This window comes from Mucilaginibacter sp. P4_E8 (genome assembly GCF_056401495.1).
Genome location: NZ_JBFUJG010000073.1, coordinates 1 through 25,550 on the forward strand (window position 1 = coordinate 1; position 25,550 = coordinate 25,550).

The window sequence follows — 25,550 nt, forward strand, 5'->3', positions numbered from 1 at the left end:
GCCTTATGGCATACAGCCTTTATCAACCTTCTGGGCGCACAAAACTTACCCTTTCAACTCCGAAGTTGGCTCAGTTGGTGTAAGCGATTATGAATCGTTAAAAAGATTTATCCCAGCCAAAAACATGGTATTGCCTGAGTATGATGAGACTACCGGTAAAACCAAAACCGATTCTGTTTGGGATTATCATAAATATATTGGCTATGATGGCTTTATTGATAAGTATGGCAAGCCAAAAGATGTAGAGGATTTTGCTACAAAGGCCCAGCTGGTAAATTACGACCAGTATCGTGGTTTAATGGAGGGTTTTAGCTCACACATGTGGGATTGGTATACAGGTACCATCATCTGGAAAACTCAAAATCCATGGACTGCCATGCGCGGGCAGATGTATGATTATTATTTAGATCCCAACGCTTGTCTTTATGGCCTGCATAACGGCAGTGAACCCCTGCATATCATGTACGATCCAACCGACGGTATGGTAATGGTAGCCAACAATACTTTTAAAACCCATGCCAATATGATGCTGGTAGCCAAAGCCTACGATATGGACGGCAAGGAAAAAATGCTTACCCAGGTTTTTGCGGATGTTACTCCAACAACAACCAAAAGATATTTATCGCTTAAAAAAGCAATTGATGGCTTGTCAAAAGATAAGGGTGCTTTCGTTTGTTTTCAGCTATTAGATACAGATAAAAAGATCATTAGTGAAAACATTTACTGGACGCCTGATGAAAACGGGAACTATTCGGGTTTGGAAAAAATGCCTAAAGGAAATCTTAACGCATCAGCCAAATACCTGAACAGTGATAAGGTAGAAGTGACATTGACAAATAACGGCAACGGTCCACTGGCATTTTTCAACAGGCTGTCATTGATAAATGCAGATACTAAACAAAGGGTGCTACCTGCATTCTACAGCGATAATTATGTTTCTGTTTTACCAGGCGAAGAAAAGAAAGTGATCATCGACTATAAAGGTGCAGATAAAAAGCAACTTTCAGTTGCTGTAGCCGGCTGGAATGTAAGCGAAAAAATTATACAGATCAATAAATAATAACAACTCAATATGATAGCTTTCGCTAAAAAATATATCGCTTTTAAACTCGTATTTCTGTTGATCTGTTGCGGGGCTTTAACTGTGCAGGCTCAGGATGCCTCAAAATTTCCATTGATCCCTTACCCAAGTCATCTCGTGGCGGGTGAGGGCTCGTTTATCATCACCGGTAAAACAAATATAGTTACGGCAAAGGAGTTTATAAGCGAAGCGGGCGAGCTTAATAAGTTAATGCTAAAAGCTTTAGGCAAGCGTTTGTTAATAGCCAAAAGTAATAAACTGCAGTCAATTAAACTGGTTTATGATGCAGCGCTAACTGCGCCTGAAGCATATAAATTAAACATAAGCAAATCACAGCTTACCATTGCAGCCAAAGACCTTGCAGGGGTATTCCACGCCATTGAAACCATAAGGCAACTGTTGCCTGTTTCTATAGAGCAGGGTACCATAAGTAAGCGATTGGTTTTACCCGCGGTAATTATCGAAGATCAGCCTGCTTATGCATGGCGGGGTATGCACCTGGATGTTTCCAGGCACTTTTTTTCTGTGGCTTATCTGAAAAAATTTATCGACAGGATGGCCCTGTACAAAATGAATAAACTTCATTTGCACCTTACTGACGACCAGGGCTGGCGTATCGAAATAAAGAAATACCCTAAATTAACTGAAGAAGGGGCATGGCGTACTTTTAACAACCAGGATTCGGCTTGTATGAAACGCGCAAAGGACAATCCCGATTTTATTATTGATAAAGAGCACATTATTCAGCGTGACGGCAAAACCCTGTACGGGGGATTTTATACCCAGCAGGAAATGAAAGGTGTAGTGGCTTACGCGACTGCAAGGCACATTGATATTATTCCCGAAATTGATATGCCCGGGCACATGATGGCTGCCATTAACTCGTACCCTTTTTTAACCTGTAACGGCGAAAATTCATGGGGTAAATTGTTCACCAAACCTATTTGTCCCGGAAACGAAACCACATACGAGTTTGCGCAAAATGTATTCAGTGAGATTATGGATATCTTCCCGTCAAAATACATCCACATTGGCGGCGATGAGGTTGACCGTACAGATTGGGCGAAATCTGATTCCTGTAAAATCCTTATGCAGCGCGAGGGTATCAAAGACCTGCCTGCTTTACAGAGCTATTTTATAAATAGGATGGAGAAATTTTTTAATTCCAAAGGCCGCAAGCTGATCGGTTGGGACGAGATCATTGAAGGTGGTATTAGTCCAACGGCTATCATCATGTACTGGCGCACCTGGGTTCCTGATGCTCCAGTAAAAGCTGTTAAAAACGGCAATACCGTGATCATGACACCCGGCGAACCTTTATACTTTGATAACCAGCCCGATCAGTATTCCATAGATAGAGTGTACCATTTTAACCCTATACCAAAGGTTTTAAATGCAGAAGAAGCAAAATCGATCATAGGTGCTCAGGCCAATATCTGGACAGAAATGATCCCATCTGAAAGGCGTGCAGATTATATGTATATGCCCCGCTTAACCGCTCTTGCAGAAATGCTTTGGACAAACCAATCTGACAAATATGATTCGTATTTAAAACGCCTGGTTAAACAATACAGCCGGATGGATGCCATGCAGATCAATTATCGTTTGCCCGATCTGCCTGGTTTGTTAAACGAATATGTATTTACTGATGAAGGTAAACTAAGCATCAGCAAACCACTGCCAGGCTTAACCATACGCTATACAACCGATGGTTCATTACCTGATACCAAATCGCCCGAACTGCCATCGCCATTAAGTATAAAACAATCAGAACTGGTAAGAGTTGCAGCTTTTACCCCTAACGGTACACGCGGTGACGTTTATAATTTGAATTATACCAAACAACAAATGCTTGGCCCGGTAAAAGCATCACCGCCAAAACCTGGATTGGTTTGTAGTTATTACAAAGCCGCCTTTAAACAAACAGCTTTGATGCAAAACGCAAAGGTTGATAGTATCTTTACAACCAATACTATCGCTGTACCTGCAACAGTAAAAGCGCCGTCTTTTGGTATTTCATACAAAGGGTACATCGACGTACCTTCGGATGGTATTTATAGCTTTTATTTAACTTGCGACGATGGCGGTGTACTAAAGATAGGGCCAACGGTTACCGTAAATAATGATGGCAATCATTCGGCACAGGAAAAGAGCGGGCAGGTTGCTTTAAAAATGGGTTTGCACCCTTTCGCGCTTGATTTTATTGAGGGCGGCGGCGGTTTTAAGCTTATACTAAAATACAGCTTAAATGGTTCGGCCCCGCAGGATATCCCTGCTGAATGGTTTAAAAATTAAAGATCTGAAATGAAAAAGTTTATTGGTTTAGTATTATTGTTTATCGTTGTCAGTGTTCGGGGTTTTAGCCAGGCTCCTCCAAAACCCTATGGGCCGATACCCACCAAAGGTCAGTTGGATTGGCAGGAAATGGGTATGTACTGCCTGATACACTATGGCCTTGATACTTACACCAATAAGGAATGGGGCGATGGGGGCGAAGATCCAAAATTACTAAACCCATCGCAGTTTAGCGCCATGCAAATAGTTGAGGCGGCCAAAGCCGGTGGCTTTAAAGGGGTAGTAGTGGTGGCAAAACATCACGATGGCTTTTGCCTTTGGCCCACTAAAACAACAGATCATAATATATCCAAAAGCCCTTATAAAAATGGTAAAGGTGATATGTTGCAGGAATACCGCGAAGCCTGCGATAAATTAGGGATGAAATTAGGCGTATACTGCTCGCCCTGGGACAGGAATAATGCCAACTATGGTACACCCGAATATGTGAACATATACCGCGAGCAATTGAAAGAATTGTATACCAATTACGGCCCACTATTTATGTCGTGGCACGATGGAGCCAACGGAGGTGATGGTTATTATGGCGGCAAGCGCGAGGTGCGTAAAATTGATCGCTCTACCTACTATGGCTGGTACACTACCTGGGCCATTACCCGCAAACTACAACCCAACGCGGTTATATTTGGTGATGTTGGCCCTGATGTGCGCTGGGTTGGTAACGAAGAAGGTCATGCCGGTGAAACCAGCTGGGCAACCTATACGCCTMATGCACCTGATGAGGGTAAAATTCCGGCTAATGGTTACGTTAAGGATTACGAAGGTACTGAAGGTACCCGGGATGGTTTATACTGGATGCCTGCCGAGTGTGATGTATCATTAAGACCCGGATGGTTTTATCACGAAACGCAAAACAATGGGGTTAAATCGCCATATACGTTACTTGATCTGTATTACAAAAGTGTTGGCCGCGGCGCGGCGCTTGATCTGGGCTTATCACCCGATCCGCGGGGGATACTTAACGAGATAGATGTAAAATCATTAACCGAATTTGGTAACCTGTTAAAGCAAACCTTCGCGGTTAACCTGGCAAAGGGCGCAACCGTTATAGCCAGTAATGTTCGCGGTGGTAATAAAGCTAAATACGGGCCTCAGTTTTTGCTTGACAATGACCGCTATACCTACTGGGCTACTGATGATAACATAAAACTCCCGCAATTGATGATAGATCTGCATAGCCCACAGGTATTTAATGTGATCAGGTTGCGCGAAAACATTAAGTTAGGGCAACGCATTGAATCTGTAGCTGTTGATGCTTTTGTAAATAACAAATGGCAGCAAATTGGCGCCGCGACCAGCATAGGAGGTAACAGGCTTATCCGTTTAACTCAAAACGTTACCGCAAGTAAATTAAGGCTTCGTATTACGGGGTCGCCGGTAGCAATTGCTTTAAGTGATTTTGGTATTTATAAAGAGCCGGTACATTTATCGGCCCCAACAATTACCCGTAATAAAAGTGGGGAGGTAGTTATAGGTACAGAAGCCCCGGTAAATGCCATACATTATACTTTAAATGGTGAAGAACCTACCATCTCATCTCCCTTATATGAAAAACCTATCCCTCCTGGCAACGGTAAAGTGATAAAAGCCCGTGCTTTTGAAAGTGCAGGTCTGGCAAGTGAAACAGCCACACAGCAGTTTGGCATTAGCCAAAAGGATTGGGTAATTACAGATGCCTCTGGTACAGATGGGGATGGAAAAAGGGCCGRGAATGCCATTGATGAGCATACCAACTCCTTTTATAGTACCCTTAAGCATAATCAGGATACTATTGCTTTCCCTCAGCAAATAGTTATTGACATGGGAAAAAGACAGGAAATAAAAGCCTTTTCTTATTTGCCAAGACAGGATAAACAATCAGAAGGAACTGTTGATCGTTATAATTTTTATGTAAGTCCGGATGGCCAGGATTGGATAAAAGTAGCCTCGGGCGAATTCTCAAATATTAAATCAAATCCAATTGAACAAACAGTAACATTATCTCACGTGGTTTTTGCCCGGTACTTTAAATTTGAAGCCGTGCATGTAATTGCCGGCAATGGTATTACAGTTGCCGAATTAAGCGTTTATTAATAAACTATTAAGTGTACGGGTTTATGTTTGAAAAGAAATTATAAACCATGTACCATTTTCTATAAAATCACAAATGAAAAAACAAATTTGTTTAGCCGGTTTACTGGCATTGTTTAGTTTAAACTCCTTTAGCCAGTCGCACAGGTCAACCCCTTTAAGTAAAGTTGCCGGCTTAACCCAATATGTTGACCCATACATTGGCACGGGTTTTCATGGCCATGTTTTTGTTGGGGCCAGTGTGCCTTTTGGTGCGGTGCAGCTGGGGCCAACCAATATATCCCAGGGCTGGGACTGGTGTTCAGGATACCATATATCTGATTCAACGATTGTTGGTTTTCAGCACACCCATTTAAGCGGTACCRGTATTGGCGACCTGGGCGATATTTCATTTATGCCTACAACCGGCCCGGTAAAAGTATTCAAAGGCAGCATAAAAGATTTGCAAAGCGGGTATACCTCCCTGTTTAGTCATAAAGATGAAGTGGTAAAACCCGGCTACTATAAAGTAAAACTAAAGCGTTATGATATAGGCGTTGAGCTTACCGCCAGTACAAGGGTAGGGATGCACAAATATACTTTCCCGGCATCAAAAGATGCGCATGTGGTTATCGACCTGCAGGAGGGTATAGGCTGGGACAGGCCGATGGAAACATATATTAAACAGGTAGATAAGAATACTATTTGCGGTTATCGTTTTTCAAAAGGCTGGGCTGTTGATCAGCGCATTTACTTTACCGCGGTTTTCTCCAAACCTATAAAAACGTTTGCCGTGTATGATAGCACAGCAAATGCACCGGGTGCAGAACTAAAAGGTCAGAAAGTTAAAGGCGTAGTAAGTTTTAGCACCATCAAAGGTGAGGTAGTTTATGCCAAAGTAGGTATCTCACCGGTAAGCGCCGAAAACGCGATGCTGAATATTAAAACCGAAATACCAGGGTGGGATTTTAACAAGGTGGTAGCCGATGCTGATAAAGCCTGGAATACACAATTGCGAAAAATCACTATCAAAACTGACTCATTATCACAGCTTAAAAAGTTCTATACCGCTTTTTATCATACGATGATAGCTCCATCTGTGTTTAATGATGTAAATGGTGAGTATTGGGGAACTGATAAAAAGGTGCACAAAAATGTCGGATTTAATAATGTGACTACTTTTTCATTATGGGATACTTACAGGGCCAACAATCCGCTGTCGACCATTATTCATCCCGAACATACTAATGATATGATCAACTCCATGCTGACCATTTATCAGCAGCAGGGTAGTCTTCCGGTTTGGCATTTAATGGCCAACGAAACCAATTGTATGGTGGGCTATAGCGCCGTACCGGTTGTGGCCGATGCTTTGTTAAAAGGCTACAAGGGCTTTGATGCCAACTTAGCTTATGAAGCTATGAAAACCACCGCTATGCAGGATGCCCGCGGTATTAAATATGTTAAAAAATTGGGCTATATCCCGGCCGATAGCACTGCTGAATCTGTTTCGATGGGTATGGAATACGCCATTGACGATTGGTGTATTGCGCAGGTAGCAAAAAAATTAGGCAAACAAGCCGATTATGAATATTTCAGCAAGCGCGGTCAATATTATAAGAACTATTATGATCCCAAAGCCGGCTTTATGCGCGGTCGCTTGTCTGAAACCGCATGGCGTACGCCATACAGTCCTTTTATTTCCATCCATGAACACGGCGATTTTACTGAAGGTAACGGATGGCAATACACCTTTTTGGCACCCCAGGATGTGGAAGGCCTGATCAATCTTTTAGGTGGTGACGCAAAATTTAATACCAAGCTCGATTCGTTATTTATAGCAAAGGGCGATATGGGGAAACTTGCTTCGAATGATATATCAGGCTTGATAGGGCAGTATGCGCATGGTAATGAGCCAAGCCATCCCATGACCTACTTTTATGCTTATTCGGGCCAACCCTGGAAAACAGCTGAAAAAGTGAGGTATATTTTGGATGATTTTTATACCGATAAAACTGACGGTATAATAGGTAATGAGGATGTTGGCCAGATGTCGGCCTGGTATGTATTATCGGCGCTTGGTTTTTACTCTGTTAATCCGGCAAATGGCCTGTACGTTTTTGGCAGTCCGGTTATCAATGAGGCTACACTAAAATTGCAGGGAAATAAAACGTTCCATATTGTGGTAAAAAATAATGGTCCGCAAAATAAATATATTAATGCCATGCAACTGAATGGTAAAACCTATAACAAAACTTATTTCGCCCATACAGATATCATAAATGGCGGCGATCTGGTGATTACCATGGGCGATAAACCGGGTACGGTTTGGGGTGTGGGTGATGCCAACAAGGCGGTATCAGTGTTGAAGTAAAATACACAACGCGTCATTGTAAGGAAGCCCCCTCTAAATCTCCCCCGGTAGGGGAGACTTTTGGTTTTAAGCCCTCCCTTCCGGGGAGGGTTGGGTGGGGCTAATTGCTTCCTTACAATGACGCGTTTTGTAATAATTATTTCTTCGGCTGATAAAGCTGATTCATGAAAATACTTAGCCCGTATTTAGCCGATCTCCATTTTTGATCCAGTTCTGCCGGTGCCGGACCGGGGCTTTGCGCGAAGTTTCCGGTAATGATATCCAGGTCGCCATCGCCGTCAATATCAGCTGCCTCCAGGGCTAATGTTTTTATAGGGACTTCGCTTTTTAGTGTATAAGATTTAAAAGCAAATTTATCCTTGTCTATATTCTCCAGGTAAACAAACGACTCATCAACCAGTTTACTAAACTCCGGGAAAAAGGCTGTGGCAGCAAAATCAATATCGCCATCCTTATCAAAATCCTCGGCTAATACCCGGGTTACGCCATATATAGGGTAAAAGAATTTCTCTTTAAAAACATCGTTACCCTGGTTAATATTAAGCCTGATACCGTGATAAGCTTTCAGGATGTTGGAGTAATCGGCGTTATCACCATGCACCGTTACAATATCTGTAAGGCCATCGTGATTATAATCAACTAAAACCATATCCGTTGTGCCATAGTTTGGCGGGAAACGCAAAACTCTTTTGGCTTTGAATTTCAACTTATCCTTTTGATAAAAGATCCAAACGCTTTCATCTCCCTGCGAAAACATGGCCACAATATCTTTCCTGCCATCTCCATCCATATCTTTAATATAGCACTTTATAGCGCCCGCAAGCGGCATTAAAACCTGTTCGGTGTACTTGCCTGCCCGGTCCTTTTTAAACAGCGAGAGCGAGCCTGTTTTGTTGCCGAAATTACAAACCACAATTTCGGGTACACCATCATTATCCAGATCTTCAATTTCGGTGTGAACAGGGCGGTGTAAGGCTGTAATTAATGGCGATCTGGTACTATCTTTTAGTTGCGAATACGATCCTGTACTTAATTCAGTAGGATATAATTTGCCAATTTCCGTAAAATAAGTATCGCCTTTATAAAAGTTAAAGTCAACTACCGGGCTATTGCTATCTACAACTTTGGTTACTCCTTTATCGTACTGCCAATTGTATACCTTTTTATAAAAATCACCTATCCAAAGGGTTTTTGTGGTTGTGTTATATTTTAGGCCGGTTATAAGGGATGGTGTTTTGTCATTTATCTGAATGTCCTGCCTTACAAATTGTTTTAGGGTACTGTTGCGCGTTAACCGTTTTTCATCAAGCGAAACACTGTCGGGTGCAATGTTCAGGATATAATTAACAATTTTACCATACTCTTCATTGGTCAAAACAGGCTCATCGGGTATAATGAGGTTCTTTTTTACAATAAGCCGTTCTTCATCGGTCAACCCTCTTAAAGGATCATAATTAGGATAGATGATCCCCATGCGGCTGGCCATGATAGGTAACACATGACTTTGCCATATATTTTTAGTTAAACTGGCGGGATCAGGTTCCATGTGGCATGTGGTGCAATACCTCATGAACAACATTTTACCATCATCATTAACAGACACCGGCTTTTTTGCAGTGAACGAGTTAAGGCAAATAATAGTAGTTAAAACAAAAAGCCCGGTTAAAATTAATGTTCTTAAATTCATAAGCTGATTGTTTAACTACGTGGAGTTACCTACTTGTTTTGGCGGGTAATTTTTGCTGCTTTAATTTTTTCAATAACCTTAGCCCCAACCAACCGGCCTTGTTTATTGCCGAAAATTATGGCATCCTTAAAGTGAATACCTCCGTAAAACCGGGATATGGATGCCTCCTCGGCAGCCTCAATAAATGATTTAAAGCTTCGCGGCCCTACGCCATATGGTACTTCAGAATCATCGGTGTATGAAAAATTATCGCCCAACAGATAAGTTAAAACACCCGCCGAGGCATTTGACAATACCGCGTGTCCGCTGGGGTATTCAGGGAATGGCGGTGTTTGTAAATAAGGCACCCAGGTAATATCGATATACTTATTGATATAAGTTTCGGGGCGGATGCCATTACTACGGTATTTCTCATCCCAACAACTGATAAAGGCATCCATCAGGGTAACTGCTTCGAGCGTTAGCACGGTAACAGACTTATCAAAACTCAGGTTAGCTTTTTTTACCGCGATACCCGCGATATTCATCCAATGCCCACCCGGACTGATCTTTTTAAACCCGATCATCATGTGACCTGATGTGGTAACAGCAAAAGGGTTACAATCCCAGAATGAGGCAATATTGATCTGTTCCATCGGTGGGTTTTTAGAAACCGCATAAACCGCATAGGCCTGCTTATAAAATTCACTTGTACTATCAGTGCTAAAAGGGGTAGGCCTAACCGGTACAAATTCATTGGATGAGTCGATAAGCATTGGCCGGATGGTTTTCCAGTTTGGTTCAACCGCTTCCATATAGGTGGGAGGGGTAGGATACCAGTTTTTACCGCCTTTTAAAGGCGTATAGCGCAGTTTACCACTTAGTTTGCTATAGTTATCGCCCTTGGAGTATTTAATAACCTTAGCTGCCATCTCTGTAGCCGCGGTTATAGATTGTTTTATTACCTCGTCATCAATTTTATTGGCTTTTAGTAATTTGATGTACTTATCTTCATCGTCTTGTAGCATAAAGCCCGATGGCAGCATTTGTTTGCCGGTTTCCAACATGCAGTATATGGCAGCTATCTGGTAATTGTACTTACCATTATCAATGCTGATATGGTTATCTTCTTTATAGCTTTTTACAAAATTGGCCAGGGGGACAATATCTTTATTGTTTAAAGCTGTAAGGTTGTATGCGCCCAGCATCACATAATTATAATAACGGGCAGCAGCAGGCGGGTTTACCACATCATGTATCATCACAGCCGAAATGGCATTGATGGCCTTGTCGAGCTGTAAATATTCGGGAATTGTTTTTTTGCTTTTTTGCGCGTAGGTAAAAGTAACACTGCACATCACCAGCAAAAAAGTGAATACATTTTTGATCATTAGTTCTCTTTATAAAATTGTAGCGCCTGGCCCGATACACCGATCAGCACATATTTGGCACCGTTTATTTTTATCTCTGTGGCCGATTTTACATCACCGGTAACTGATAGGCCGGACGATGGTTGGCTTTGATATTTAAAATCGCCTTTTCCGTCACCTGTTAATAAACATCCATAGTTTGCATCAAAGCTGCCTAATTTTAAGCGGTTATCCGCGTGATTTCCCAATAGCAACAGATCGGTTTTGCCATCATGGTTAAAATCGGCAGCTACTATTTTTGTTACCATAGAGAACTGGGCCTCAAGCGGTAATGGCGTTTTTACAAATTTGCCGTTCCTGTTTAAAAAGCAACTGGTTTGTACATCATTAGCTGTTAGTTTAGTGGCTTTTGCCAGATCATCCGGACTGAAAATATCCTTCATAGTAGCATCGCAGTACGCTTTGTACGAGCTGAATTTTTTACGCATAGGATAGATCTGCTCATTCAATTCATCACGGCTTACAAACGGATAGCTCACCCCTTGTATATAAAAGTTAAAAAATGGATCTATTGATCCGTTACCATCAAAATCGGCATAATACATTTCAGCAGGCTGGGCATCAGTTGTGTGAATTTGCGTATTGTTACCGAGGTTACCCGCTATAATATCCGGCTTTCCGTCGCCATCCACATCGGCAATGGTTAAACTGTTCCAAAAGCCGTTTTCCTGGTGGTCAAAATATTTAGCGGTTTCGTCAACAAAGCCATTGGTTGTGTTGATATAAACCATAATGGGYATAAACTCGCCGCAAATGATCAGGTCCTTACGGCCATCGTTATTAAGGTCGACCCATTGTGCATCTTTTACCATGCCACATTGTGCAAATGGCGCATCGGTAATTACAAAGTGCCCATCGCCGGCGTTGGTTAATAAATAACTTTTGGGCGTTACCGGGTATTGGCCGGGAATGGTACTGGCCCCAACAAACAGGTCGATCTTACCATCATTATTATAATCATATGGGCGGATGCATGATTTACTATCTGCATTTAGTGCGGGTAGGGAAGTAGTTGATAAAGTGAAATTGCCCTTGCCATCATTAAAATATAGTTTATCCTGCAGATCAGAGGTGCCGGGCTCTAATAAAGAATAGCCACCTTTGGCTACGTATAAGTCCTGGAACCCATCGCCGTTGGCATCAAAAAATACTGCTGCCGAAGTGTTTTCATGGTTCAGGTCAGATACTTCGTTTACCGTGAACATGCCTCCCGGTTTCTGGATATATATTTTACCAGGTGTGTTTTGATCGCCGCCGATAAACAGGTCTTCCAGTCCATCTTTGTTAACGTCGCCTTTGACTATAACAGGGCCAGTTTTTGAGCTCATGAAAAGCATCAGCAACTGGCGCTTAAAATCATTTATGGTGGTTTCGGTGTGTTTATAGTCAATAATTGGTTTTGCAAGGCTAAAAGTAGGTTTAGCAATGTTTTTGCCTACAGGTTTGTAAGCAGATAATCCGCTTTTATACGTAATGTTTAAACGCTGATTTACTTTAACATCTGTTAATAACTGTGTAGTTTGATCAGGCCATATTACCCGGATAGAATCAACCTTGTTTTGATCGCCTAAACCAAAGTTTAAGACTGTTGATACACATGAGAGATAACCACGGTTAGGGTTAACCTCCTGATATTGAATTTTTTTATCGTTATATAAATAAACTTTAGCGCCAATTGCATTTACATTAGCCCCATTTTGTTTTAAGCTTACCGATACATAATTCTTTTTGGCGGTTTCCATGGTCATGTTCTGATATATGGAAGCTTCGCTGTTAATATTGTTGGTAATCAGGTCAAGGTCCCCGTCATTATCGAGGTCGGCATAAACCGCGCCGCTTGATATACCTGACTTAGTTATGCCCCAGTCCTGTTTTTTTTCGGTGAAAGTAAGATCATGATTGTTTTGAAAAATGTAGTTTGATAGTGCGGTTGATGGCATAGCTTTCACCAGGTCCATTAACAGGTAGGGCTCACGGTCCATAGCCTTTTTTAGCTTGTAATCGCCCCAATAGCGTAAAAAATCCTTGTTGGTATAGTCTCTGAAATAGCCATTTGATATAAAAATGTCCTTATAGCCATCATTATCAAAGTCGGCCATTAGCGGGCACCAGCTCCAATCTGTATTTGATATGCCAGCCAGCTGACCAATCTCGCTGAAAGTGCCGTCGCCATTGTTTAACTGTAGCATATTACGCATGTACTGTTTGTACAAGTCCTGCTGCAGCATCAGCTCAAACGATTCGTAATTTTCCTGTAATTGTAAAAGTTTTTGCCTGCGGTTATCGGGCGGTAACATATCCAGGGTAAGGATGTCAGCAAAGCCATCATTATTCATGTCGGCAATGTCCACACCCATTGAAAATTGCGCAAGATGCCTTAAGCTTTGCTTGCTTTTGTCTGTAAAAGTTCCGTCCCCGTTATTGATGTACATATAATCGGGTTCGTTGTAATCATTAGTTACATAAATATCCTGGTAACCATCTTTATTAATATCGGCAATGGCTACACCCAATCCAAAAGTGAGCGGATTTTGAATGATGCCTGCCTTTTTTGAAACATCAATAAAATGACCGCCCTGGTTTTCAAAAAGTTTGTTACTGGCCAGTTCGTCGGTTTCTTTTTTGTTTTGGGCAAACTCTAAATTGCTGATCTTTTTAACATTGTGGTTAAGCAAAAACATATCAAGCTTACCATCATTATTATAATCAAAAAACACAGCCTGTGTACTATACCCCGGATCATCTAAGCCGTATTCTTTTGCTTGTTCAATAAATTTGTTGTTGCCTTTATTTATAAATAATTGGTTGCGGCGTTTACTGTTATCGCCAAGGCCCGAGTAGCATACGTAAATATCCAGTAAACCATCGCCATTAACATCGGCCATGGTAACACCGGTTTTCCAATCGCCCAGCCTGCCCGCTAATCCTGTACCTGCATCCTTAGTAATATCTTTAAACTTCATATTACCCAGGTTAAGATACAGCTTGTTCTGTCCTAAATTACTGGTGAAAAACAGATCCTCAAAACCATCGTTGTTAATATCACCTACAGCAACGCCACCGCCATTGTACAGGTACTCGTATGACAGCACGTTTAAACCCTCACTCTCAACCAGGTCATTACGAAAGTTTATGCTGGTTGTTTCTGGGAGCAATAGCTTAAAAAGCGGCTGTTGAGCTTTAACAGCCAGGCTACAATAGCATAAAAAGAGTATAGCGCTCCATTTATTAATAAAAACCTTTTTTAAAAAGGACCTAAATGGGAGTAAACAATACATTAATTAGAGGATTTTATTTTGAGTACCGGATGTATAAAAATAAGGAATTGATTTGCAATTACTACCAATATCAACACCCCATTTAGCATAAAATCAAAAAACAAGGCTATGAACCCATAGCCTTGTTTTTTGAATGGATTATATTATAGGGGTATTATTTATCCCACCATACTCTGGCAGTGAAGGTATCTCCACCTGTTAGCCTGGCAACTGCAGCTGCATAATTTGTAGCATTTGTTGATGGCAGTCCAAGCGGATAAGGGATCCTTCTTGGAATAGTAGATACAGCAAACTGGTTTGGATAAGTTACCGGTGTTAAAACAGGAATTCCCGACCTTCTCCAGTTAGCCCAGGTTTCATTGAAGTTGAATGTTGCTGATGTTTCAACAAAATACTCCATATTAATCTGTTGTAAAGCAGTACCAGCAACCAAAGGATGAGCAGCAACATAAGCAGTTATGCTTGCAGCAGGTACAGATGTTGTACCAAACTGACCTAAGGTTTGCAGATCAGCAGTAAGTGCATTAGCATAGTGTGTTGCTGCAGAACCAGTACTCCAGCCTCTTGTGGCTGCTTCGGCAAATAAAAGCTCGCTTTCTCCGTAAGTCATCAGAAAATTATAACGGCTACGGTCGTCATATACTGCAAACTGCGGACGTGAATATTTGCCATCCGGAGCAGCTGCATCATTTGCGACTGAGGGGTCGGCAGGGCTTGTGCCAGGATAACCAGGAGCTTTTGAAATATCAAAAGCGCCTCCCTTTTGATCGTAACCATTCGGCATGCCTGCTTGCAGGCTTGCTGTGTTGATACCTACAACCTGATTTTCATTGGCTTTTTTACCAGTACCGGTAGATATTTCGGCTATAGCACTAATACGTGGATCAGCAGTCAATTTCATATAGTCGATCAAGGTTTTTGACCATCTTACTTCCCTGAAGTCATCAGTTACCAATAATGCTGCCGCATCACTATTCCCGTTACCATTGGCATTATCTGCCTTTACTTTTGCATTATCATCAATAGATGCCATTGCTCCGCCGGCATACGCTTTTTCAGCATATTTTTGGGCAGTGGCAGGGTCAACTTTAGTAAGGCGCATAGCTGCGCGTAACATTAATGAATATCCAAGTTTTTTCCATTTTGAGATATCACCTGAATAGAAAAGATCAGAAGTAAGTTTATCTTTCGATACATTTAAAGCGGCAGTTGCGGTTTCAAGCTGGCTAAGCATAGAAGTATAAATGCTTTGCTGGGTATCAAAAACAGGCGTAGTAATACCTGATTTAGCCTGCCCTTCCTGAGAGAAAGGGATATCCCCGTAAGCATCAGTTATGCGCTGTAAAATCATCATCCTAAAGATGGTTCCACAATTATCAAGGTTGGTATAAGCCGCGTTACCCTTAACCAGGTCTTTCATCTCATCAACCAAAGTAGAAGAGCCGTAGCTTGTATTCCAAGTTCTTGAATAATAATCGCGCCCACTGCCTGCATAAATATATTTATCGCCATTGCCATAATAATCATAAGTTGAGGCCAACGATTGTGACCACATACTCTGGTATAGCAATTGATCGTAGCCGGTATTTGAAAACTTAATTTGTGCCTGGGCCATCAAAAAGTTTGGGTTAAGCAAACCTGCATCTATTTTAGTGGGGTCCGTATTTATTTGGTCAAAGTTTTTAGTACAACCCGCTATAAAGGTGGCACCTATAAGCAGGCAACTATATATCAGTTGTTTTTTCATCTTTGTTATTTTTTAAATTTAAAGTTAACATTTAACCCGTATGTTCTAACTGCAGGTACGCTTGTACCCTCAATACCAGCATAATTGATACCTGGAGCAAAATTTGATTCAGGGTCAATGTTGTCGGTATGTTTCATGATTGTCCATAAGTTTCTGGCCACTAATGAAACAGTAATAGAGTTGAATGGGCTGTTGCCTAAAATGTTTTTAGGGATGCTGTAGCCAAATGTAACCTGACGCAGCTTAATAAAGCTACCATCTAAAACGTTGAGCGCTGAAACGTTACGCGCTAAGGTTTGATAGTAAGTTTCGGCCGGAACGTTTACTGTATTTGGCGTTCCACTTTCGGTTACACCAACGCCAACTACACCAGTTTCACGGCCAACAAGGGTCATTTTGTTTAAACCGCGGAAAATGCTGTAGTAATTAGTCGCTGATAATACCTTGTTACCAAAACGATAATCAACAAGGAAGCCCAGGTTAAAGTTTTTATAGGTAAAATCATTATTGAAACCACCGTAAAATTTAGGTGTTACACTTCCCATTGGTGTACGTGCTGTGATTTCGGCATTACCGGTGGCGTCAAATATAATGTTGCCACTGGCATCGCGTTTATAGTCATTAGCCAGAATTTGCGGACCAGCCATACCTTTAACAAAAGCTGTGGTCGCATTTAACGGGCGATAAGTACCCAAACCAATATTGCTGTCAGTAGCATCAGTAGCCAATACTTTATTTTTAATATAAGTAAAGTTAAAAGAAGGGTTCCAGCTAAAGGTGCTGGTTCTCACAGGTGAGCCATGCAACTCCACCTCTATACCTTTATTGCTAACGGACGCGGTAGGAATGTAATAGTGCTGATAACCTGTTGACCAATCAATACTACTGTTAACTATCTCATTTTTAGTTTTTCTGCTGAAATAAGAAACATCTAATCCTATACGATCGTTGAGGAATTTTAGCTCAGTACCAATTTCAAACTCAGTCAGCGTAAATGGCTTTAAATTTGCGTTAGGTAGTTGATCAGAAAAATTAACGGCATTATTCCCATTAATTGAATTGGCTACTTTGTAGTAAACTCTGTTTGCATATGGTAGCGCACCAGCACTTGTTTTTGCGAAAGAAAGACGAAGTTTTCCGAAATCAAGGCCATTTATATGAGTAAGATCTGAGAATATAAAACTTGCTGAAACGGAAGGAGTGAAAATTCCGGGGCCTAATTCTTTTGATATACTGCTATAATAATCATAACGTCCGTTGGTACTTAAAACTAAAAAGTTTTTTATAGCAAAATCAGCGGTGTAATACGCAGAATTAACTTGTTGTTTTTTAGGGTCATCATCTGGTGAATCAGAATCAGATCCAATAGTTCCGCTGGTTCTTGTTAAACCGTTTGACAGGTCATAAAAATAAGGAATAATAAAATTATTTGCTTTTATTCTTGTACCGTCATATTGGTTCTTACGGATGTTACCACCCACTGATATATCAAGGTTCAAAAAGTCCTTAATCAGGTCGTGCTTAGCACCTAACAGCACATCAGCGTTAAATTCAGTTGTTTGTGTTGTTTGTTGAGTTAAATCTCCATTGTTACCAGAGTTATAAGCAGTACCTGTTGGGGTAATATTTATACGCTCATCATGTATATTATCGTAACCTATACGACCTTGAACGTATGCCCATGGTGTTACGCTATACCTGGCAGATATTGAAGATATTAAGCGCTCTCTTCTTGTATTGGATATAAAATTATAGGCTGCAAAGTAAGGGTTAGTTACGTATACATCATTTGTAAATGATTGTTCGGTTTTGTCAGCTTTTGTTCCTGGCGCTAAAATGCTCTGCGCTTCATTTGGTGCCAAAAACTGTACGTTGTTGGGATTGCCCGGGCCATCACTTAAACCCGAACGGTTTTTTTCGTCATCTATAATGTAATTGGCAACCAGGTTAATGTCCAGGTTTTTGATTACTGTTTGAGAGCCGTTAAAGTTGAAAGTTTTCCTGTTCAATCCGCTGTTTGGTATAATAGCATGGTTATTCATATCAGATAATGACAAGCGGAAAGCGCCGGTTTCATTGCCACCAGTTAAAGAAACGGTGTTGGTGAAAGTATTACCTGTTTTGTAAAATTTAGTGTAATTATCGCTTGTTTTTGAGTATGCATAACTTTTACCATCAAACTGGATTACTTGTGAACCATCAAGCTTTGCTCCCCATGCCAGGTTACCTGAACTTAATGCTCCGGCAGCATTGACTGGTTTAAGCCCGTTTTCGCCCTGGCCATATGTAGTTTGGAAATCTGTATTATCATAAACCCTATCCATTTGGTAATTACCATTGTACTCTACGCCAAAGCCCGAGTTTTTCTTGCCTGATTTGGTAGTGATCAAAATAACACCACCTGTGGCACGGGTACCATAAAGCGCAGATGCCGACTGACCTTTTAATACGGTCATGGTTTCGATATCATCCGGGTTGATGTTGGCAATACCATCACCATAATCTGCACCGCCCCATTCGCCTGATTGGCCCCTTTGGGTGTTATCCATTGGAACGCCATTAATTACGAACAATGGTCCCTGGGTAGTGCTGGTACTGGTTACACCACGTAATAATATACGTGCAGATGAACCCGCTCCACCATTGGTTCCGCTAATACTTAAACCAGCCACACGGCCCGTTAATGAATAGGCTACGTTTGATTCTTTTGCTTTATCAAGCAGATCGCCTTTAACTGTTGTTAAAGCATAACCAACCTTTTTCGATTCCTTTTTAATACCTAATGCGGTAACTACAACTTCATTCAGGCTGGTATTGGCCACTAAAGAAATAGTTAATGAAGTTCTTGTACCTACAGTTATTTCCTGGGTAGTAAAACCAATATAACTCACAATCAATACAGTTTGCGGAGTTGCATCCACTGTGAAATTGCCCTGGGTATCAGTTTGCGTACCTGTGGTGGTACCTTTTATTCTAACGCTTACACCAATTAGCGGTTCGCCTTTTTCATCAATTACCTTACCGGTAACTTTTGCAATGTTGGGTTTAGTATTAAAGTTTAAATCGTTTGTTTTTTTAGGAGACGTAGCGGCTGTAGCATGCATATTTATGAGAACTAAGCCTGCAAGCGCTAATTTACATATGGGCAACGATTTTGATATCCAGTGCCTGTGTACACCCATTGGGTGTTTAAAAAATTTCATATTTTGCTGAATTTAAAGGGAGTTAATAACAAGGTGCTGTTACCAGTACCTGTATTTATAAACATTCAAAAATCATTCTGTGGGGCAGCAATTCCCGCCGGGTAATTGTGCCTTGGGGTAGGGTAAGTAAGCATTTTCTACATAGGCCTAAATTTTTTCGGGTTTAATAAATAATGTCTTTATATTAAATACACATTAATGGCCACAAATAATTCAGGGCGGCATTATGGTGATTTAAAGTAGGGACAAYTAAATTTTAACTATTGCCTACAAACCCGTGAAAAATATTTTAATGCTTTGATTTAACAGTATTATAAGCGGCATTTACGGCATAGGGCAACCATAATACTCTACTTTACAGGTAGGAATAATTGTTATTTAATGTAAATTAATAGTAATTAATAACTGCCTTTTCCTGACAGGATCATAGAAGCCAGTCGTTCATCCCTGTTATAAATATCCTTCCTGAAATTGAGCTTGTTGCTCCTGTCAGTAAATGCGGTGAAATAAGCTATAAAAACAGGCGTTTTTTGTTTGAGGGTTATTTGCTGCTCTTTACCCAGGTGCATGGCTTTGTTGATTCTGGCAGCTGTCCAGGTGCTGTCATACTTTAACAAAAAGGATGCAAGCCTGGCCGGTTCGCCAACACGGATGCAACCATGACTAAAGGCCCTAGATGATTCGCCGAACAATGATTTTGATGGGGTGTCGTGCAAATAAATGCTGTAGCTGTTTGGGAAAAGGAATTTAACCAATCCCAATGAATTTGCGGAGCCAGGTTTTTGTTTGATCACAGGCAAGCCATTGACTTTGCCGGTAATGATCATATTATGCTCATTAATATAGTTAGGGTTTCTTTTTATAGCAGGTAAAACCTCGTTGCGGATAATACTTTCGGGTAAATTCCAGTAAGGGCTAAAAACAACAAACTGCATTACGCCATAAAAAATAACCGTTTGATGCACTTCCTGGCCAACCACTACATTGCAGCTCCAAAGCAAACTGTCGGCATGATAAACATGCAGCTTAAATTCGGGTATATTAACGGCAAGGTAATCGGTGTTCAGGCTTACCGGGAGCCAGCGGCAACGCTCCATATTAACCAGGATTTGCTGTATGCGGTTTTTTATGGGCACATTTAATTCGGCAATAGTGCCTGAGCCTGCAATGCCGTCGGCAGTTAGGCCATGCCTTAGCTGAAACTGCTTAAACGCCTCTTTCAACTCATCGTTGTAAACATTATTTAAAGTGTCACCTTTAAAATCTTCCAGTTTATAAAGCCGTCTCTTTATTAAAGATATTACTTCCAGGGAATCTCCAGGTTTTAATTTTTCATCCAGAATAATGGGTAACCACTTGTCTGTAACATCAAGATGGCGATATTTGGCCAGGTAGTTTTTTAACAAATCATATTGCCTGTAAACAGGTTCGGGCATAGTACTGCCCGGTTTTCCTGGTTTTTTTAACAAACTGTCAAGGTAATCGTTGTATGACACCTTTTTCCGGGGCAGGTACCAATTAACCGAGCGGGTTATTGAATCACTCATCCCCTGGAAAGCCAGTTTTGAAAAAACAAAATATTGCGCGGTAAGCATCAACTCGGTGTTGATATTTATTTTTCCCGGCTTTGCTTTGGGATGGACATCAAATATCAATGAATCTAACGATTTTGGGTAGGGGATGGCTTTATATACGCCTTCGTTTTGCAAATTGATTAACCTGTCTGATAGGTTTCCGGCCTGCTCAATCAGCACACCATTAACATACCATGCGTAAGCAAACCTACGTTTACTATAAAATAGGTTGATATCCTGGGCATAAGCATTAAAGGCCGGATATTTTTTAAGAAAAATTACTATCTGCGCACTGTCAAAAGTAGCTTTAGTTTGATCACTGAAATTGCCGGGTATGGTTTTATTCCATTCCTTAACTATTTTCTTTTTTAGTGAATCGGCTTTTGATTGCTGGTTACGTTTGGCATTTTGCTTACAGCTAAATAGTGTAAAAATACATACAGCCATAAGTAAAGTATAGTACGTGTATGACCTGCTTAACATAGAATATTTTTTGCCGGAAAGATAGGAAACAAAAAATAGAATAATTATTTCAAAAAATGTATACTAAGTTTATAGATTTAATAGTATATTTGTTCTATATCATTCAGAATTATGTCAGACAATAAATTTAACCAGTATATAAGCAGCTTTTTAAGTGGTAATAAACTTAAAAATATGCTGTGTATGTGTTACTGTTGTTGAGTTTTCCCTATCTCCAAACCTCTGATCAATTAAAATTTTACTGACTTCATTATTTAACATATTTTTTATGAACACTTATCTGGTAAATCAAATTAGCACGTCTGCAACCAACAGGCTGTTATATCAATACCATGTAATTTACGGATTGTGCCGTTGTTGCGATTGAATTAGTAAATCATCGCATCAATAAAAAACATTATTCCATTAAATCTTCATTCTACAAAAAATGTTAACTACAAATAATAAATACCCGTTTTTTGATCTGTCAGAAATTGTTGCCGACGCTGATCTCCCGTTTAAACCTTATCAGCCTTTAAAACCTGTAAAAGCAGGTAATTTTATACCCGGACTTAAATTATATAATGACTATAGCCGCTGGCAACAGTTTTTTAATGGCGCCGAAACACATGGCCCTGTTTCTTTAAGGCATTTGTTAAATAAACCATTGGTTATTGCCTTTTACTCGCATCACTGGCGTGAACAGGGCTTTAATTTGCTAAAACAACTTAATAATATCCATAACGAAATAAAAGCCAGCGGAGGCAACCTGCTTATCATTAGCGATGAACGTACTGACGAACTGGAAAAGAAAGCCTGGGAAAACAGCCTGACCCTGAACTTTTATTATGATGAGGACAAGGAGATAGCCCGTGCATTCCGGATTTTCTCTGAAAACGATCCGGTTTGGAATAGATTTTCAGGTATTGATGTAAACGTGCCTTTGCTGGCTACTTATATTATTGATCCATCAAAACAGGTTATCTATAGTCATATTGACTGGGATTTTTTAGGCACTTTTTCTGCCGGGGATATTATTTCATCGGTATATGAATCAGCACTGATCGGCAACAGTAAAAAGTCGGCATAGTTGTGAACGTTTTAATAGGAAAGCCATGTCAAACACAATAGATGAGTTACAAAAGGTTAAGACCAGGGTGCATCAGCAGGTGCTTGCAGCTAACCAGGAATATGTAAAGCATTTTGGCGATAAGTCTAAATTAACCATACCTCCGGCGCGCCGGTTTGCTATTTTAACTTGTATGGATGCCCGGTTAGACCCCGCTAAATATGCCGGCCTTGCCGAAGGCGATGCGCATGTGATACGTAATGCAGGTGGTCGGGCCAGCGATGATGCCATTAGGTCATTGGTCATTTCGCATAAATTATTGGGAACAAAAGAGTGGTTTGTTATTCATCATACCGACTGTGGTATGGCTTTATTTACGGATGACATTATCCGCGATCTGTTAGCTAAAAGCCTTAAAACGGCCACTGTAGATGAAAACGGCTGGCGGAATACCGAAGAAAGCGGTGGCTCGAATGAGGCTAATCATATTGCTTTTTTAACTTTTAAAAACCTGGAGGCAAGCGTTATTGAGGATGTACAGCGGATCAGGCAGCATCCCCTGGTTTCAAAAAGTATTCCTATTTACGGATATATTTATTATGTACATTCGGRCAAGCTGATCGAGGTTCCGGAAGCAACACATGCAGGCGAAGTTTTAATTTGATCTGTAAGAGCATACATCAAAATAAAGCCTGTTTGATATGGATCAAACAGGCTTTATTCATTAGAATAATTTAAGATCCTAATTCAACTCCAGAGTTACCACTGATTTGGCAGGCAGGGTAACTACCAATTTGTCGCCATCTTTTTTGGCGCCTGTAAAATTGCTCAGGTGAATTTTATTCGGATCCTTAAAAGTGTTTATGTTGGTAACATTGGCAGAGGTAAGTACCTGACCGCTAATAGTTGACCAATTAATATCCTTAAAACCTGTAGTAATGGTTACCGGGTTGTGGATATCAAGGTTAACCAATGAAATATGAACTTTTCCGGCAGCATCCTGCGACGCAGAAGCGTTTACCGCCGGGATCTTTTTACCGTCAACCTCATAATCAGGTACATCTAATTTTATAGGCAGGTATTTGGCATCCTGGTGCACTTTATACATATCAAATATATGGTAGGTAGGGGTAAGCACCATTTTTTCCTTATCGGTTAAAACAAGGGCTTGCAGTACGTTTATAGTTTGAGCGAGAGCGGCCATTTTAACCCTGTCGCTATGGTTATTAAAAATGTTAAGGGTTGTTGCAGCGATCAATGCATCGCGCAGGCTGTTTTGTTGGTATAAAAAGCCGGGATTAGTACCTGGTTCAGGGTCTGTCCAAATACCCCATTCATCAACTACCAGAGCCACACGCTTTTCAGGATCATATTTATCCATAATAGCCGAGTGCTTGGTAACAAGTTCTTCCATTTTTAGACAATTCACCATGGTGCCAAAATATTCCTTTTCGCTAAACGCTGTTGCTGACCCCTTTTTGCCCCAACTGCCTGTAGGTATAGTGTAGTAATGAAGTGATATGCCATACATCATGTGTAATGGTATGTTTTTCATACATACTTCGGTCCAGTTATAATCACCAGCATTGGCGCCGGTGGCTATTTTCTTAAGTTTGGCGCCGGGGTAATCTTTAGCAAAAGAAGCATAACGTTTAAACTGATCGGCATAAAACTCGGGTGTCATGTTACCACCGCAGCCCCAGCTCTCGTTACCCACACCCCAAAAACTAACCTTGTAAGGCTCGGGGTGACCATTTTTTACCCTTTCCTTTACTACAGTGCTTGTGCTGTTGGAGTTCAGGTACTCAATCCATTTCGACATTTCATCAACGGTGCCGCTGCCTACGTTACCGGCTATATAGGGTTCGCATTTTAGTAAGCTGCAAAGCTCCAGAAATTCATGTGTGCCGAAACTGTTATCCTCGGTTACACCGCCCCAGTTGGTATTAACCATGCGTGGACGTTGTGCGGCGGGGCCAATACCATCGCGCCAATGGTATTCATCGGCAAAACATCCACCGGGCCAGCGCAGGTTGGGGATCTTTATTTTTTTTAAGGCATCAACAATATCAAGTCTGATGCGGCCCTGTTTTTTTACAGGTAATGATTTATCAACCCAAAAACCATCATAGATGCCGCGACCCAGGTGTTCGGCAAATTGACCGTAAATGTTGCGGCTGATGGTTGTTTTTGAATCATTGCTGATAGTGATTGTGCCGGTTTGACCAAAGCCCGAGGCCGTAATGAGGCATAGGACTAAAGTACACAGGTAGATAAGCGTTTTCTTTTTCATTGAATTTTAGGTTCTGATTTGGATATGTAAATAAAAGAAAAAAAATTAATAAGTGTATAAAGAACAAATATTAATTTTTAATAATCAGGTTAAATTATTGGTTTTAATTTGTGTATCGATCACAATTATTATTAGATAATGATCAAAATACTCTTAATTAAAGTTTACTAACCGCTTGTAAAAAATTTACAAACTTACTGCTGCTATAATCAGCAGCACCCGAATGGCTGTATATAAGGTCCCCGTTTTTATTAAAAACCAACGTGGTAGGGATAGTACCGTCCATTATATCATCCGGAACCTCGCTGGTCAGGGTGAACATGGGCAAGCTATATTGATGTTGCTGCATAAACCCATTTGCTTTTTTATAATCATTATCTACATCAACAATCATAAAAACTACGTTAGGGTTGTTTTTAAACTGTGCATACAGCTCGTTAACAGATGGCATTTCGGCAATGCAAGGTGGGCACCAGGTGGCCCAAAAATTAACAAATATCACTTTGCCCTTCAGGTCGGCTGTATTAACTGTTTTACCATTGTTATCCCTGAAGCTGATGTTAAGTGGATCGGCCAAAGGTTTTTTTGAAACAGCAACCGGTATTGAAGGCTGAAAGAAACCAACTTTCATCAGGCTTCTTATCAACAAACTCTTTGCGCTGGGGTTAATCAGCATAACAAGAACAACAACCATCATTAACGCATACAAAACATTTCCCGCGGTTATTTTTCTTTTCAGCATACCTTTAAATTATAAAAAAATCAATGCGGAAGTTTGTCACGCAATAAACCATAAACCCATGTGCCCGCAATGGCGCTGAGTAGTGTAATAGTAATTACACCAAAGCCACTACCGATCTGGGCAAACAGCGGGCCCGGACAAGCGCCTGTAATCGCCCAACCCAAACCAAATATCAATCCACCATAAACATTACCCCAATGAAACTTTTTTGTGGGGATCACTAGAGC

General features: G+C 40.8%; 14 protein-coding genes and 1 pseudogene. 6 read left to right on the top strand and 9 right to left on the bottom strand.

Going from position 1 to position 25,550, the window contains the following annotated elements:
* The 4 genes and pseudogenes from AC1DRQ_RS20835 to AC1DRQ_RS20850 form a co-directional block, all read left to right on the top strand.
* Positions 1-1,060 (top strand): annotated as a pseudogene (locus AC1DRQ_RS20835) (glycosyl hydrolase); the annotation flags it as partial.
* A 12-nt stretch (positions 1,061-1,072) separates the two neighbouring features.
* Positions 1,073-3,376, top strand: coding sequence for a family 20 glycosylhydrolase (locus AC1DRQ_RS20840; RefSeq protein WP_477426669.1), 2,304 nt, complete (start codon positions 1,073-1,075; stop codon positions 3,374-3,376).
* A gap of 9 nt (positions 3,377-3,385) precedes the next feature.
* The gene (locus AC1DRQ_RS20845; protein WP_477426670.1) at positions 3,386-5,509 is read left to right on the top strand and encodes an alpha-L-fucosidase; all 2,124 of its coding nucleotides are present in this window, start codon (positions 3,386-3,388) and stop codon (positions 5,507-5,509) included.
* A gap of 73 nt (positions 5,510-5,582) precedes the next feature.
* Positions 5,583-7,859, top strand: coding sequence for a GH92 family glycosyl hydrolase (locus AC1DRQ_RS20850; protein ID WP_477426671.1), 2,277 nt, complete (start codon positions 5,583-5,585; stop codon positions 7,857-7,859).
* Between the two features lie 136 nt (positions 7,860-7,995).
* On the opposite strand, the gene AC1DRQ_RS20855 is transcribed toward AC1DRQ_RS20850, so the two are convergent.
* The 6 genes from AC1DRQ_RS20855 to AC1DRQ_RS20880 form a co-directional block, all read right to left on the bottom strand.
* Positions 7,996-9,546 (bottom strand): FG-GAP repeat domain-containing protein, encoded by a 1,551-nt coding sequence (locus tag AC1DRQ_RS20855; protein ID WP_477426672.1) that lies wholly within the window; start codon positions 9,544-9,546, stop codon positions 7,996-7,998.
* A gap of 29 nt (positions 9,547-9,575) precedes the next feature.
* A complete protein-coding gene (locus AC1DRQ_RS20860) occupies positions 9,576-10,916 on the bottom strand; it encodes a vanadium-dependent haloperoxidase (protein ID WP_477426673.1) in 1,341 nt (446 codons plus the stop codon).
* Complete coding sequence (locus AC1DRQ_RS20865; RefSeq protein ID WP_477426674.1) at positions 10,916-14,110, bottom strand: VCBS repeat-containing protein; 3,195 nt, start codon at positions 14,108-14,110, stop codon at positions 10,916-10,918. Before AC1DRQ_RS20865 ends, AC1DRQ_RS20860 begins: the two co-directional genes overlap by 1 nt.
* A 277-nt stretch (positions 14,111-14,387) precedes the next feature.
* Positions 14,388-15,980 carry a SusD/RagB family nutrient-binding outer membrane lipoprotein gene (locus AC1DRQ_RS20870; RefSeq protein WP_429392137.1) on the bottom strand — a complete coding sequence of 531 codons (1,593 nt, stop codon included), beginning with the start codon at positions 15,978-15,980 and terminating at the stop codon, positions 14,388-14,390.
* 5 nt (positions 15,981-15,985) lie between these two features.
* On the bottom strand, positions 15,986-19,183 hold the full coding sequence (locus tag AC1DRQ_RS20875; RefSeq protein ID WP_477426675.1) for a SusC/RagA family TonB-linked outer membrane protein: 3,198 nt from the start codon (positions 19,181-19,183) through the stop codon (positions 15,986-15,988).
* A 398-nt stretch (positions 19,184-19,581) separates the two neighbouring features.
* On the bottom strand, positions 19,582-21,204 hold the full coding sequence (locus AC1DRQ_RS20880; RefSeq protein ID WP_429392142.1) for a L,D-transpeptidase family protein: 1,623 nt from the start codon (positions 21,202-21,204) through the stop codon (positions 19,582-19,584).
* A gap of 463 nt (positions 21,205-21,667) precedes the next feature.
* Between AC1DRQ_RS20880 and AC1DRQ_RS20885 the strand changes: the two genes are divergently transcribed.
* Together AC1DRQ_RS20885 and AC1DRQ_RS20890 are read left to right on the top strand one after the other, a co-directional pair.
* Entirely contained in the window at positions 21,668-22,309 is a 642-nt protein-coding gene (locus AC1DRQ_RS20885) for a redoxin domain-containing protein (protein WP_429392145.1), read from the top strand.
* Positions 22,310-22,334: 25 nt separating this feature from the next.
* On the top strand, positions 22,335-22,952 hold the full coding sequence (locus tag AC1DRQ_RS20890; RefSeq protein ID WP_477426676.1) for a beta-class carbonic anhydrase: 618 nt from the start codon (positions 22,335-22,337) through the stop codon (positions 22,950-22,952).
* Positions 22,953-23,030: 78 nt separating this feature from the next.
* On the opposite strand, the gene AC1DRQ_RS20895 is transcribed toward AC1DRQ_RS20890, so the two are convergent.
* The 3 genes from AC1DRQ_RS20895 to AC1DRQ_RS20905 form a co-directional block, all read right to left on the bottom strand.
* The gene (locus tag AC1DRQ_RS20895; protein ID WP_477426677.1) at positions 23,031-24,581 is read right to left on the bottom strand and encodes an alpha-N-arabinofuranosidase; all 1,551 of its coding nucleotides are present in this window, start codon (positions 24,579-24,581) and stop codon (positions 23,031-23,033) included.
* A 157-nt stretch (positions 24,582-24,738) separates the two neighbouring features.
* Positions 24,739-25,323 carry a TlpA family protein disulfide reductase gene (locus AC1DRQ_RS20900; protein ID WP_477426678.1) on the bottom strand — a complete coding sequence of 195 codons (585 nt, stop codon included), beginning with the start codon at positions 25,321-25,323 and terminating at the stop codon, positions 24,739-24,741.
* A gap of 20 nt (positions 25,324-25,343) precedes the next feature.
* Positions 25,344-25,550: DUF6691 family protein (locus AC1DRQ_RS20905; protein WP_477426679.1), on the bottom strand; the 207-nt coding region annotated here is incomplete at its 5' end.

Coding starts and splice junctions, on each gene's coding strand:
- AC1DRQ_RS20840 (WP_477426669.1), top strand. CDS start 1,073: ATGATAGCTTTCGCTAAAAAATATATCGCTTTTAAACTCGTATTTCTG.
- AC1DRQ_RS20855 (WP_477426672.1), bottom strand. CDS start 9,546: ATGAATTTAAGAACATTAATTTTAACCGGGCTTTTTGTTTTAACTACT.
- AC1DRQ_RS20860 (WP_477426673.1), bottom strand. CDS start 10,916: ATGATCAAAAATGTATTCACTTTTTTGCTGGTGATGTGCAGTGTTACT.
- AC1DRQ_RS20870 (WP_429392137.1), bottom strand. CDS start 15,980: ATGAAAAAACAACTGATATATAGTTGCCTGCTTATAGGTGCCACCTTT.
- AC1DRQ_RS20875 (WP_477426675.1), bottom strand. CDS start 19,183: ATGAAATTTTTTAAACACCCAATGGGTGTACACAGGCACTGGATATCA.
- AC1DRQ_RS20880 (WP_429392142.1), bottom strand. CDS start 21,204: ATGGCTGTATGTATTTTTACACTATTTAGCTGTAAGCAAAATGCCAAA.
- AC1DRQ_RS20885 (WP_429392145.1), top strand. CDS start 21,668: ATGTTAACTACAAATAATAAATACCCGTTTTTTGATCTGTCAGAAATT.
- AC1DRQ_RS20895 (WP_477426677.1), bottom strand. CDS start 24,581: ATGAAAAAGAAAACGCTTATCTACCTGTGTACTTTAGTCCTATGCCTC.
- AC1DRQ_RS20900 (WP_477426678.1), bottom strand. CDS start 25,323: ATGCTGAAAAGAAAAATAACCGCGGGAAATGTTTTGTATGCGTTAATG.